Below are 12,869 nucleotides of genomic sequence, written 5' to 3'. Positions count from 1 at the left end.
TCATCATCTCCTTTTTTCTATCGTTAGATTATTTAATGTCAGGGTTAAAATAGTGCTTGCGGCAGACTGAGATATAGGTCTCGTGGCCGCCAATTTTAATCTGCTCTCCGTCATAAACCGGCTTTCCGTTATCAGTCCGTAAAACCATGGTGGCCTTACGAGAGCAATATTGGCAAATGGTTTTAATCTCCTCAATCTTGTCAGCTAAAAGCAAGAGGTGTTTGGAGCCTTCAAAGAGTTCATTGCGAAAATCATTTTTCAGACCAAAAGCCATCACCGGAACATCTAGCTCATCCACCACTCTAGCCAAATCATAGACATGATGGCGTTTCAAGAACTGAGCCTCATCAATCAAAACGCAATAAGGCTTTTCAGACAACTGCTGGATATAGCCAAAAATATCCGTCTGGTCTTCAATAGCTATAGCATTCCGCTTCATACCGATACGACTAGAAACGACACCAAAACCGTCTCGGGTATCAACAGCCGAGGTCATGATAACTACGCTCTTGCCTTGTTCTTCATAATTGTGGGCGACTTTTAAAATCTCAATGGTCTTGCCCGAATTCATCGTGCCATATTTGTAGTATAACTGAGCCATAATTTAAATCTTTGCTAATTCACTATCTCCATTTTTACTTCACATTATTTTACCATAATTCACTACTCTTTAAAACCTCATTTGTGATAAAATAATGATAAAGAAATAAAGGAGGCAGAAAATATGCCATTTGTTAGAATTGATTTATTTGAAGGTCGTACTCTGGAGCAGAAAAAAGCTCTCGCCAAGGAAGTAACTGAAGCTGTTATCAGAAATACAGGCGCACCTCAGTCTGCTGTCCATGTCATCATTAACGACATGCCAGAAGGAACCTACTTCCCACAAGGTCAAATGCGAGAAAAATAAAAAAGAAAAGTCAGCAGTTTATATCCCTATAAACTGCTGACTTTTTTCTATGAATAGGTTCTACTGTTTTCTCTTTTGCTCTCAAATTCTTTAATTAATTTTTGATACCAGTAAAAACTATCTTTTCGAATCCGCTCTAGACTACCACCTTCTTCCTCATCACGGTCTACATAAACAAATCCATAACGCTTGCCATAGCCGTTGAGCCATGAAAGTAAATCTGTGAAAGACCACGTATAATAGCCGATGACTTGGCAACCATCTTCTATGGCGTTTTGTACAGCTGTAATATGCTTATCAAGATATTCAATCCGATATGGGTCATGTATCTTTCTATCTTCCGTTAAGGTATCATACTCTCCTAGCCCATTTTCAGTTATCATAATCGGGATGTCATATCTACTGGTAATCCGCCGTAAAGCAATTCGCAAACCAATTGGATCTATTTCCCACTCCCAGCTAGTACGCTCTAAGTGTTCATTTGGCACATGCTTAAACTGGTCCGGCTCACCAGCTTCAGCATTCGGAACATTAGCAGCAAAAGTATGAGATTGGTAATAGTTGACACCAACGAAATCTGGACGGCCTGCTTTTAAAATATCTAAATCTCCTTCTCGGATATCTAATTCTATACCGAATTGATTTTTCAAATAAGCTAAGGCTGTCTTTGGATAACGTCCCAATAGATAAGCATCCATCCAGTACCAAACATTAACATCCAAAGATTTCTCCATGGCTAGAACATTTTCTGGCTGATTATCCAGAGCATAGAGGACAGGAAAAGCAAAGCTTGGACCGATTTGACCTTTTATTTTTAAATCATGGAATCGTTTGATAATCGTCGCATTAGCCAAGTTGACAATGTGATTGACTTGATGCATTCGCTTGATGTCTTTAATCCCTGGTGGGAAATAGCCATCTCTGTAGCCGAGTCCAACAAAGACATTTTGCTCGTTAAGTCCTATCCAATACTTTACTCGATCTCCAAAGTTTTCAAAGAGAACCTCTACATAATACAGGAAATCATTGATTATCTTTCTGGATTCCCAGCCTCCATACTCATCTTGCAGTACTTGAGGCAAATCCCAGTGATAGATCGTGATAATGGGTTCGATATTATATTTGAGAAGTTCATCAATCAGATTTGAATAAAACTCAATACCTTTCTGGTTAACCTCTCCTCGTCCCTCAGGTAAAATACGGGTCCAGGCAATAGAAAATCGATAAGCTTTCAGACCCATTTCGGCCATCAGTTTAACATCTTCTTTGTAGCGATGATAATGATCCACTGCCACATCGCCTGTAGTGTTTTTAAAGGTCCTATTAGGCTGGCGGACAAAGGTGTCCCAGATAGACAGACTCTTACCATCTTCATCCCAAGATCCTTCAACTTGATAGGCTGCTGAAGCCGATCCCCAGAGAAAGTCTCTAGAAAATTTTGTTACATCAATCAAGCTGCTGCACCTCCTTTGGCTTCTATTGCTTCCGCTTCAGCTTCTTGCTTAACCAATTGCTCTTCGTATTTTTTGAAGAATGGATAGTAGATTAACATAGCTGGTAAAATCAAGATATAGTCCCAAACAAAGTTTTGCCAACGAAGGGTGGTCAGATAGTTACTAAAGCCCATTGGCAACTGAGCGCTGACAACAATCCAAGCTGGAATGATAAAGCCTGTTTTGTAAGCAAAATAAGTCAAAATCATCATAATAGGCACATTGAGTACATAAGGGATACAAAGAATTGGGTTGAACATAATTGGCATACCAAATGTTACTGGCTCGTTGATACCAAACCACCCAGGAATGAGTGAAATCTTTGATACGGCACTAATTTGTTTGGATTTTGAACGTAAGCCCATCAAGACCAGGGCCCATGTATTTCCTGTACCACCAACCAAGGCCATGGAAGTGTAGAGTAAGACTGGGAAGAATTGCATTGGCTGACCGTTCGCATGAAGAGCAGCATTGGTTGTTGCCGCTTGAATCCCAAGCGGAGAAATGATTGGAATAATGATGAGGGTACCATGAATACCGAAGCACCAAAGAATCAGCGCTAACATACAAAGCATCACAATACCTGGAACAGATGATACAGCGCCAAGCGGTGCACGCAAGAGAGCCATAAAACCAGACGGAACATTATAAGCTCCTGCTGTCAAGGCTCCAATTCCAACATTCAGCAAGAGGAAGAGAGTGATGGAGAAGAATACCGGCAGAATAGAGCCGAAACTATCTTGCAGGAACTGCGGCACAACATCTGGCATCTTTATTTTAATATCTTTTTCATAACAGAATTTTTCAATCTGTACGACGACAAAGACAATAAAGAAGCTGATAAACATACCTTGTGAGCCGAGGTAGTCTAATTGCAGGCCGGAGAATTCTTCAGTATCAACAAAAGCTCCTGCCACAAGCATGAAAGTAACTGCTGTATCAACAGCTGCCATAATAGGGGATTTTAATTTCAAATTCTTAGCATAATGATAAGCAAAGAAGATAGCAACCCAGATAGAAATAAAATCCATTGAATAACGGAAAGGCAAGGTCAATGTATTATACACTGCATCCCCTGTTTTGAACCAACCTAGAGCAGTTTCATTTCCAATTGCAGCTAAGACTTGAAATAAGGAACCTACGGTAATCAATCCCAAGAGAGAGCCCAATCCAGCTTGTAAAGACTGTATAAACACATTGTTGGCCAGTTTATAACCAATTTCCTGGAGCTTGGTCATGAATTTACTGTTAAAGAATTTTTCCATCAGAAAAACCTCCTTAAGATATTGCTTTAATTAATTGAAAGATATTCTTACAATCTCCCATTGCATAATCCATAGCTGGGATGGTGGCAACAGGTTTTGAAACTGTCTCTTTGACAGAATCAAGTTTATAAGAAACCTGAGGACCTAATAAAATTACGTCATAGTCCTGAGCATAATCTTGATAGTCCATCAATCCGACCGCTTTGATATCGAGGTCAATACCTTGGTCATTTGCATATTGCTCCATTTTTTTCATCAGGATGCTCGTGGACATACCAGCTGCACATATTAATAAGATTTTCATTGTCTTTCTCCTTCTCTATTGGAATACAGCTCAATCATCTCAGTGATAAGGTCAATGGCCAAGAGACTCGTCATAAAATGATCTTGTGCATGAACAAGCAGTATACTCAACTGATGACCGTTTCCTTGTGCTTCTTCCTGCAATAAATCTGTTTGGGAATGATGGGCCTTTAAAATTACACTATTTGCCTCATCCATTAATTCCTTAGCTGCATCAAATTCTGCTAGTTTTGCTTTTTTAAGTGCTTCAAAAGCTAAGGATCGGGCTGCACCAGAATTGGCAATTAAGGACATGGCAATAATCTCCGCTGAACTATTCCATTCTTCCATACAAACTCCTCCTTTCAATTTGACTTCTTACCCAAAGTTTACTATAGCTCTATTCTACTGTCAAAAGCGTTTATATTGTCTTAATATACAGTTTTCTAGCTTAGTGTATCCATTTTCAAATGCCATTCATACTCAATTTATTATAAAAAATTTAAAGCAGCAGTTTCTTACGTGCTCTACCTCTGGTACTTTGCTATTTTTAAGTAATTCCTTTAATATATTTTAGAACCTATCGTAAAATTAGTGTATAAAAATTAATCGTTTTTTATGATAATGTATAACACAAAGCTAAAGAGTATAAAAATTTATTAAAATCCGTCTCTTTTTCCTCAGGGGGTTACTTTCCACAAGAGCTTATTATATACTTAATTTATGAAGATTATTAGAGAACTCCAAGTCACTTCAGATGAATTTTATGACTTCTTGGAAAGCGAGTTTCTGAATCAAATCAATCAAACTGACAATCAAACAAAAAAGATAGATAGGTTAAAGAAAGGACTTCGTTACTCAAAATTGTCAGACAATGTCTATACCAAGACTGATTATGAGATTCTGGACTATCGTCGCCATGAAACCTACGTCATTCAAATCTCGTCCCACAGTGAAAAAACGATTACTTCCTACAAGACCAAGCCTTGCTCAAAAGGGCTTGAGGTTACGCTAGAACAAGAACAAAATAAATTAACAAAAAATTCAAAAAGCAAGCTCATCAAGTGGATGGGAGAGCTTCTCTACTTTGGTCGCCTTTCGGAAAATCTCTATAAGATTCAAGGGGAAATTGAGAAGGCTAGAAAAGCGAAAACTCAGTAAAAGGCAAATCCGATCCATACCTTCTTTTCTGCGCCCAAATTTTTTATGACTCGCAGATATTCAGATAGTTCAAGGAGTAGATCATGAAACAAGGCATCACACCTCAATATTGGAAACAAGAAAACAGCGGTCGCTATTTCACTAAAGAAACTCAAATATTCAGCCCTCTTCCTATTTTGACCGAAACTTTACGGGCTTATCCAATAGCAAGAAATGATAGACAACTAGCTTTCCCTGCTATTCATTTCGTAGAAGAGATTTCCTTAGAAGTCGGACAAGAGGTCATGCAGTCCTTTTCGCTTCCCTATCCATCCAACCCTGAAGCGCACATCGTAAAGGTTGCTCAAAACGGTATTTTCGTTTATGCCTTATCCCAGCGTGGCTTATTTTATGGGGCTATTTCAATTATCCAAATGTTGCAGGATGGCTACTTGCCTTATGGCTTGGCCTACGACGAACCCGTCTGTTCCGAGCGTGGCCTCAAGGTCTTTTTACCGTCTCGTAAGAATATGGATTTCTTCAAGCAATTTGTGGATATGCTTGCTTTCTTCAAGTACAATACCCTCATGATTGAAATCGGCGGTGCTATGGAATATAAAAAACACCCTAAAATTAATCAAGAGTGGATTAAATATTGTGCTGATATGGCTGAATACTCTGGCAAGACCAAAGAAATCCAAGACTATACCTTCCCTTGGTACAAGAATGCCATTCACATGGAAAATGGTGATGGGGAGTTTCTAAGTCAAAATGATGTGAAAAATCTGGTCCTCTACTGTAAGGAACGATTTTTTGAAGTGATTCCTGAAGTGCCATCCCTCGGTCACTGCGATTATTTGATGCTTGGCCACCCAGAAATTGCAGAAATCCCTGAAGATCCTTATCCAGACACTTACTGCCCATCAAATCCTGCCTCTTATGAACTCCTCTTTGATGTTCTGGATGAAATCATTGAGGTCTTTGAACCAGAAGTCATCAATATCGGGCATGATGAATACTATTCAATTGCCATGTGTGAGCGTTGCAAAGGGAAGGCTGGAGCTGATATCTTTGCAGAGGACATTATCAAGATTTATGACCACCTCAAGCAGAAAAATGTCCGAACCATGATTTGGGGAGACAAGTTACTGAAGAACGCTATCGTTCCTGATGCAGGGCCTTTTGGTGGAGCAGAAATCATCATGTACACTCCTCAGTTCAAAAAAGATACAGGCACAAAAGTTGGCATTATGCCGGCAACCTGGCAGGCCATTCACCAGATTCCCAAAGATGTCGAAATTCTCCATTGGCTCTGGAGTTTGGATGAAAAACTGGAAGATGAAGTCTTGGAAGAAGGCTTTAACATCCGTTATGGTAATTTTGAAGGCTATCTCTTTCCACATTGGGCTGAGCACTTGAAGAAGGGCAGCAAGGGAGCTATCATCTCCAACTGGAGCACCTTAAATGAGGTAATCCTGCAGAGAAATGTCATTTTCTTCGGCTTGGCCTATGCATACGAGATGTTTTGGAATCATGACTATCGTGATGAAGACTATGCGACAATCCGTGATAAAACCTTATCATATCTCTTCCATTACCACTATCCTGACCTGCAAAACCACTCGCGCAGCCTTGAAACACTAGCGAATCCTAGCTGGATTGAAATCGGCTATGCTACTGACTATTTTGTGGAATACCAATGGTTTGTGGACGGTGTCTTCCCTGAAATGGAAACCTATCAAATCGGAAATATCCTACTAACCTATACTGATCAAACCGAGTTTACTCTTCCCATTATCTTTGGAGAAAACATTGGCAAAACAAGTGTTGACTGGGATCGGACTACCAATACCAACCCTCTACCTGGCGAACCCATCTATAAGGTAGATGAGCAATTATTTGAAGTCTCGCTTAGCACCAAACCTTATCAAAAAGAGCAACAAACTTTCTTCGCATTTCCTATTCAAAACCCTTATCCTGAAAAGGAATTGAAGAATGTAGAGGTTCAAACAGAAGCTGACAAAGATTGTCAAATTTTTGTTGATCAAATTGCCTATTATCACTAAACTTGAGGCTTATTTCAAGCTATCAGATAGAAATAGCGAAATTTATGAGGAATCAGAATCATCCAATTCAAAAAAAGCAGAAACTTTCTAGATATCAGGTTACTAGACATACTGATTGCTTATCCTATTTGAAACGAAAGGAGGTGGGAGAGTGAGTGAAAAGAAAACATTTCTGAAACAATTCTTACGTCTCAGTCTACCGTTTTCTCTTCAATTTCTACTAGCCAGCGCTGTCAATCTAGCTGATGTTGTCATGATTGGACAGCTAGGGGAAAAACAAATCGCAGCTGCTGGTGCTGCCAACCAGATTTTCTTTCTCTTGACTATTGTACAGTTTGGTATCGGTAGCGGAGCTTCTGTCTTCATGGCCCAATACTGGGGAGCCCAGCGAATTGCTGATATGAGAAAAACCTTGGGATTAGTCTATATGCTGAGCGGGCTCATCTCCGCTTCCTTTACTTTAGTCGCTTTACTCTTTCCCAAGCAACTGATTGGCTTTTATATCCATGATACCGAAGCTATTCAGTTGGGTGCCCAGTACCTATCTATCGTCTCCTGGACCTACCTGATGACAGCTATCACAACCTCCTTGGCCACCATGTGTCGCTGTAGTAACGAAGTTTTCTTACCAACTCTTGCAAGTCTCCTATCCATGGCGACCAATATCATTGGCAATGCCGTCCTTATTTTTGGACTGATTGGGTTTCCTAAACTTGGACTGGTTGGTGCCGCTATTGCCACCTTTATAGCTCGATTGCTGGAGCTTTGCTTGTTAGTATTTGGTGTCTATCGAACAAGGATGGCTGGAGCAACTAGCATAACTGAACTCTTTGCCTTTCATAAAGACTTTGTTTATCAATTTTTGAAAAAAACCTTACCAGTCGTCTTCAATGAAGGCGCTTGGTCGCTCGGAACATCGATTGGCTTGGCCATTATCGGACTATTAGGTACTGAAGTTGTGGCCTCTACCCAGATTGCTAGCGCCATTGCCCAAATTGGTTTTGTCTTTGTACGAGGTGCAGGCAATGCCGTAGCTGTTATGCTAGGCAATACCATAGGAGAGAATCAAGCAGAAAAAGCCTTACAAGATGCCAAGCGCTTCTTACTTCTACTACCTCTTATCGGGCTAATCGTCAGCATCCTACTCATCTGGGCCATGCCCTTAGCCCTGAAACTCTACAATTTAAGTAATCAGACAGAGCAACTAACCATCTTGATGATTCAATTAAATGCCCTGTTGTTTATCCCAAAAGCTTTTAGTGTTGTTTTAATCGTTGGGATTTTACGTAGCGGAGGCGATACCAACTATGCCTGCCTGCTAGATATTTTACCTGTTTGGCTCTTCAGCATTCCACTTGGCTATGTCCTAGTTAGCCTGCAGGCTCCCATTTGGCTAATCTTTCTTGTGATAAATGGCGAAGACATTCTCAAGCCAATCTGGGGCATCCCTCGTGTCTTCTCAGGGAAATGGCTGCATAATCTTGTGCAAGAGCACATGTAAAAAAGCATCTAAATCACAACATTACCACAGAAATCGGAAATGTAAATCCCGACTAAAAAGGTAATGAGAGTTAGGTGCTTTTTATTAGTTTGCGACTCCAACTTACAATTTTATAATTTGCGCAGCATCTGAATTAAAACACTGACCTCTGCGTCATCTACAAGAATCTTAAAGCTTCGCTCCACCGTTCGGATGATTTTCCTCACGTGCTTATAGTCATCAGGGAATTTTTCGATAACACCAGCAATTTCTTTACTACTCTTCTTCAAGCATTCTCCTGAAAGGGTTCGCTCCACTAGACACGCAATATGAACAAACAAACCTATTGTTTGCTCCTCTGTCAGCTGATAATAAAAATCAAATTCATCTAAAATAGCAGGAAGAATCTTTTTAATCTTAGCTAAGGAAGTATAGACAAATTGCTCTTCTAAAAATTGGTAAACTTTCTCATAATCGTAGCTATTGATAGAGGTCGGTACAAACATCAATAACTTATCTAGGTGCTCCTGGGGTTGCTCAAAAACATCTTTAATGGAAATGAAAGGGATACCCATAATTTGGGGATCGAAAGTTCCAACAAAAGCATGAATTTGATAGGTCTTTCTTAAGGCCATCACTTCCTCAATCAACATTTCCTTATTAGCAACTGACAAAGCAATGACACGGTAGCCCAGCTTTGAATACTGATCAAGATAGTGCTTGAGCTGAAGAGAACCGCCTTCGCTGGTATAACAGAGTGTAATGATGATTTTTTCCTGGTCCCGATTTTTATAAAGCTGATTCATTTCCATATGAAAAGCGTGAAAGACACTGTCAATATCATTTTCTATCAAACAGCGCCGTGCAATCCCCATGCCAATCATAGTAATGGGAATTTCAAATTCTCTGATTTTAATCAGAGTTTCTTCTCGAATTTTATCCAGCATTTCCTTAGTCGATCCCATATCATAGAGGACGATGACCCCTAAACCTTGGTCTAGCTTCTCAATTTGCTCTTTTAATTTACAATAGCTTTCCTCTAGAGATTCTTCTAATAGAATATCAAAGCCATACACTTGGCTATTTTTAGTCAGCATCTTGGTTGACTCAGCCAAGGACTTGGCAACCCCTTTACCGTGCAGGACGTAGAGCAAGATAGGTCGTAGACTATCTTGTTTCTTTTCGGATTCAATAATAAACATGGTTAGGATGACGATTTCATCTATTGGAACAGCTAGTTGAAATCTTGTTTCTAGTTGCCTGGCAAATTTAGAACATTGTGCATACTCTATTGGATAATCCCGAATCACTTTCACAATAGCATCATTATCCAACTGCCGGTTTAACGACCCTTTCTGCTGAAGCATCGCATTGACATGAAGGCTGATGCCGTAATATGCCGTCGAATTAAGCTCTATATTGAGTTCTTTTTGAACAGATAGAACAAAGGCTTGTACCAACTGGATTACTTCAGCAGAAACAATCGTCTCAAGCTGATTAAGATTTTCCAACTCATCTTCTTTCTTAACAAAAGGTTTGTATTCAATATAGCTTTGAATATAGTTTCTCACTGCCTCAAAAACATCATCCTGCTCAATGCCTCTTTCTGATAACTGAGAATATTCTGATTTAATTTTGTTATATAAATCATCCGACTCTTGTTCTGGAAAATCCAGCAATCCCAACTCCTTATCATAAATTAGCACCTTACGTTTGCCAATCAATTCATCGATTTTAACTACATTATGACCACCTAAATGACGAATTCCTTGATAAGGAATGGGCAAATCGTCATTACTAAGTGTTAAATCTTTTAGCTCCGACCTCAGACTTCTTACAAAAGCATTGGCACAAGCAGTTCGAACTGCATATTCTAATTCTTTTATATTGCTAATATTCGCTGATAGGATGAAGGAATGAATGACATCACGCGGTACTTGAATATCATGCGCAGAATTCTTTGATTCGATAGCTAAAAAGTAATTTAGTAACTCTAGCTTTTCACTAATCGGTCGATTCAGATAAGAAGGCAGCTGGATTACAACAGGAAGTTTATTGGATAAATGTTCAGATAGCTTAGCGCTACTTCCGATAATTACCAAACCTTTCTTCTGAAGTCTCTTTTGTTCTCCTTCTCTGTGATCCAGCCAGGAAATCAATCTATTTTGATCCGCCGAAGATAGAACTTGTATGTTATCTATAAATAAAATTCCTTCTGCTACTTTCTCAAATACAGACTTCGACGCCTCTGAGCCAAATAACAACTTCAGTAAATCATCCAAAACATCAATATAGTCTAAGCAGTTAATTTTTTCAAACAACTGAGGTTTACTAATTGCTTGATTTTGAATGGCAAACTCCATCATTTTATTAACGAAGTGAGTTCTACCAGTACCGACCTCGGATAAAATGAGTACAGGAAGAGCATGATTTGGGTATAAAATAGCTGCCTGTGCTAACTGGATGGCTGTTCGCAAACTGCCATTTTCACCTATAATGCTTGGAAAATCCAAAGGATTTTCTACAAATATCTCTTTTAACTTGTATTGAACTGGCCGTGTATTTCCTTTAACGAGTATCCCTTCTTTTACCAATTGATTCAAGATAGTGCTCACATTTGAGCGTTGCATTCCTAAAGCAGCAGCAATTACTTTCGTTTCAAGACCTTGCTTATTATTCTTTAGTAATTCTTGTTCTAGATATTCTAAGACTAGTGTTTTGGCAACCTTCATATTCTACCTCACTGATATTTTTCTCCCATTATCGTCATTCAATTTAACTTATACTGCAGCTTTATCCACCTACTTAGAGCCTTAGAACTTACTCCCTATCATCCTGTCATTTCCTTATCTAAACATTATAAATTTGAAGCAAGAGAATGATAGAATACATAAAGGCCAACTGTTAATGAGTGATATAAACAGCTGGCCTTTTTCTTTATCATTCAGGAATGTAATTCTTTATTCATTCTTTTATCAGAAAACCAAGTCGTAAGGAGACTCCAACTTGTCCGCTAAACTGGCTAGAAACTCCGCTGCAGGCTGACCATCTACTACTTGATGGTCAAAAGTCAGGCTGAGCGGCAGGAATTTCTGCTCATAGACCTGTCCTTGGCTGTCAAGAGCCAGCGCCGTTTGCAGGGCACCAACTCCTAAAATGGCCACTTCTGGTGTATTTAGGATAGGAGTGAAATACTCAATCCCTGCTCCCCCGAGATTGGTAATACTGAAGGTTGAACCTGAGTAAAGAGCTGGATCCAAAGTTCCTTTACGAGCTTGGTTGGCCTCTGTTTTGATAGCTAAGCCCAAGTCAGCCAGCGTTAGCTTATCCACGTGACGAATGACTGGCACCACCAGACCATCACTAAGCGCAGTCGCAATACCGATATGAATATCTTCTACTTCCTGATACTGGCCATTGAAATACCAAGCGTTGAGCTGAGGGTGATCTTTCAATGCCTTGGCAACTGCCTTTGTCAGCAGAGTCGTGATGCTGATTTCGCCATTTTCTAGCGGAGAAGCCACCTTATCTTTCATATCCTGTCTAAAGGTCATCAGCTTGCTGATATCCACCTTACGGTGCAAGGTCACCTGAGCCGATGTCTGGAGACTGGTCATCATCCGCTCCGCAATAGTCTTGCGAATGCCTGTCAATCCTGCGCCATAGTCAGCCTGACTAGCCGGCTGAAGGATCGCAGAGATATTTTCAGGTGTTTGGTTTGGGAGCGCCTCTGGTTTATAGTTTTCCACATCCCGTCGGGTAATGCGGCCCTTGCCTCCCGTTCCTGAAATCATGGAAATATCATATCCTTTTTCCTTAGCAATCTTGCGGGCCAGCGGAGTGATAAAAATACGTCCCTGTTCATTTTTTCCAACAGGGCTGGAACTTGCTGCCACAGTTTTTTCAGCTAGCTCTGGCTCTGAACCAACTGCTCCCTTATCACTTTCTGATTTATTCGCAGAAACTTCTTCCGTCTCCATACCTAGAATAGATTCTCCCGCTTCACCAATCCATGCAATTACTTTCTTGCAAGGGACAGTATCGCCCGCCTGACTGATAATTTTTAAAATCACTCCTGCGATTGGCGCCTCTACATCGCTGGTCAATTTTTCAGAACTGATTTCCAAGACAGGCTGACCAGCAGCTACGGTGTCGCCTTCCTTGACCAGCCAGTTATTTATCAGACCTTCGGTCATTGTTAAGCCTAGCTTAGGCATTACAATTTCTGTAGCCATA

General features: G+C 40.1%; 11 protein-coding genes. 4 read left to right on the top strand and 7 right to left on the bottom strand.

Annotation, left to right across the window (positions count from 1 at the left end; all coding sequences use genetic code 11):
* Window positions 1–28: 28 nt before the first annotated feature.
* Window positions 29–601: a thymidine kinase gene (locus tag RWS24_RS05950; RefSeq protein ID WP_314366104.1), complete on the bottom strand. Its 573-nt coding sequence runs from the start codon at window positions 599–601 to the stop codon at window positions 29–31.
* Window positions 602–706: 105 nt separating this feature from the next.
* Between RWS24_RS05950 and RWS24_RS05945 the strand changes: the two genes are divergently transcribed.
* Window positions 707–907 (top strand): 4-oxalocrotonate tautomerase, encoded by a 201-nt coding sequence (locus tag RWS24_RS05945; protein ID WP_260468138.1) that lies wholly within the window; start codon window positions 707–709, stop codon window positions 905–907.
* A 47-nt stretch (window positions 908–954) separates the two neighbouring features.
* Here RWS24_RS05945 and RWS24_RS05940 read toward each other — a convergent pair whose 3' ends face one another.
* From RWS24_RS05940 to RWS24_RS05925, 4 genes are read right to left on the bottom strand one after another with little or no spacing between them, the layout of a single operon-like run.
* Window positions 955–2,361 carry a glycoside hydrolase family 1 protein gene (locus RWS24_RS05940; RefSeq protein ID WP_314366103.1) on the bottom strand — a complete coding sequence of 469 codons (1,407 nt, stop codon included), beginning with the start codon at window positions 2,359–2,361 and terminating at the stop codon, window positions 955–957.
* Window positions 2,358–3,665, bottom strand: a complete 1,308-nt coding sequence (locus tag RWS24_RS05935) for a PTS sugar transporter subunit IIC (RefSeq protein WP_002915238.1) — start codon at window positions 3,663–3,665, stop codon at window positions 2,358–2,360. Before RWS24_RS05935 ends, RWS24_RS05940 begins: the two co-directional genes overlap by 4 nt.
* A 13-nt stretch (window positions 3,666–3,678) precedes the next feature.
* A complete protein-coding gene (locus tag RWS24_RS05930) occupies window positions 3,679–3,969 on the bottom strand; it encodes a PTS sugar transporter subunit IIB (protein ID WP_002909758.1) in 291 nt (96 codons plus the stop codon).
* Window positions 3,966–4,298 carry a PTS lactose/cellobiose transporter subunit IIA gene (locus tag RWS24_RS05925; RefSeq protein WP_002895529.1) on the bottom strand — a complete coding sequence of 111 codons (333 nt, stop codon included), beginning with the start codon at window positions 4,296–4,298 and terminating at the stop codon, window positions 3,966–3,968. The genes RWS24_RS05930 and RWS24_RS05925 overlap by 4 nt, the downstream gene beginning before the upstream one ends.
* A 372-nt stretch (window positions 4,299–4,670) precedes the next feature.
* Between RWS24_RS05925 and RWS24_RS05920 the strand changes: the two genes are divergently transcribed.
* The 3 genes from RWS24_RS05920 to RWS24_RS05910 all read left to right on the top strand — a co-directional run bounded on the left by RWS24_RS05920 (window position 4,671) and on the right by RWS24_RS05910 (window position 8,654).
* Entirely contained in the window at window positions 4,671–5,108 is a 438-nt protein-coding gene (locus tag RWS24_RS05920; protein ID WP_125331080.1) for a DUF3284 domain-containing protein, read from the top strand.
* Between the two features lie 83 nt (window positions 5,109–5,191).
* Window positions 5,192–7,153, top strand: a complete 1,962-nt coding sequence (locus tag RWS24_RS05915; protein WP_314366102.1) for a family 20 glycosylhydrolase — start codon at window positions 5,192–5,194, stop codon at window positions 7,151–7,153.
* Window positions 7,154–7,268: 115 nt separating this feature from the next.
* Complete coding sequence (locus RWS24_RS05910) at window positions 7,269–8,654, top strand: MATE family efflux transporter (protein ID WP_314366101.1); 1,386 nt, start codon at window positions 7,269–7,271, stop codon at window positions 8,652–8,654.
* A 110-nt stretch (window positions 8,655–8,764) separates the two neighbouring features.
* Here the strand turns inward: RWS24_RS05910 and RWS24_RS05905 are convergent, their stop codons facing one another.
* Both RWS24_RS05905 and RWS24_RS05900 read right to left on the bottom strand, forming a co-directional pair.
* Complete coding sequence (locus tag RWS24_RS05905) at window positions 8,765–11,365, bottom strand: PRD domain-containing protein (protein ID WP_314366100.1); 2,601 nt, start codon at window positions 11,363–11,365, stop codon at window positions 8,765–8,767.
* 243 nt (window positions 11,366–11,608) lie between these two features.
* Window positions 11,609–12,868, bottom strand: a complete 1,260-nt coding sequence (locus RWS24_RS05900; protein ID WP_314366099.1) for a dihydrolipoamide acetyltransferase family protein — start codon at window positions 12,866–12,868, stop codon at window positions 11,609–11,611.
* Between the last annotated feature and the right edge of the window lies 1 nt (window position 12,869).

It is taken from the genome of uncultured Streptococcus sp., assembly GCF_963528215.1.
GTDB lineage: Bacteria > Bacillota > Bacilli > Lactobacillales > Streptococcaceae > Streptococcus.
The sequence above is the reverse complement of the archived record's forward strand: the minus strand, read 5'-3'. Positions and strand labels throughout refer to the sequence as shown.

What these genes read in the sequence shown, in the direction of transcription:
- RWS24_RS05950 (WP_314366104.1), bottom strand. Translation starts at nt 601, where the DNA reads ATGGCTCAGTTATACTACAAATATGGCACGATGAATTCGGGCAAGACC.
- RWS24_RS05935 (WP_002915238.1), bottom strand. Translation starts at nt 3,665, where the DNA reads ATGGAAAAATTCTTTAACAGTAAATTCATGACCAAGCTCCAGGAAATT.
- RWS24_RS05930 (WP_002909758.1), bottom strand. Translation starts at nt 3,969, where the DNA reads ATGAAAATCTTATTAATATGTGCAGCTGGTATGTCCACGAGCATCCTG.
- RWS24_RS05925 (WP_002895529.1), bottom strand. Translation starts at nt 4,298, where the DNA reads ATGGAAGAATGGAATAGTTCAGCGGAGATTATTGCCATGTCCTTAATT.
- RWS24_RS05920 (WP_125331080.1), top strand. Translation starts at nt 4,671, where the DNA reads ATGAAGATTATTAGAGAACTCCAAGTCACTTCAGATGAATTTTATGAC.
- RWS24_RS05915 (WP_314366102.1), top strand. Translation starts at nt 5,192, where the DNA reads ATGAAACAAGGCATCACACCTCAATATTGGAAACAAGAAAACAGCGGT.
- RWS24_RS05905 (WP_314366100.1), bottom strand. Translation starts at nt 11,365, where the DNA reads ATGAAGGTTGCCAAAACACTAGTCTTAGAATATCTAGAACAAGAATTA.
- RWS24_RS05900 (WP_314366099.1), bottom strand. Translation starts at nt 12,868, where the DNA reads ATGGCTACAGAAATTGTAATGCCTAAGCTAGGCTTAACAATGACCGAA.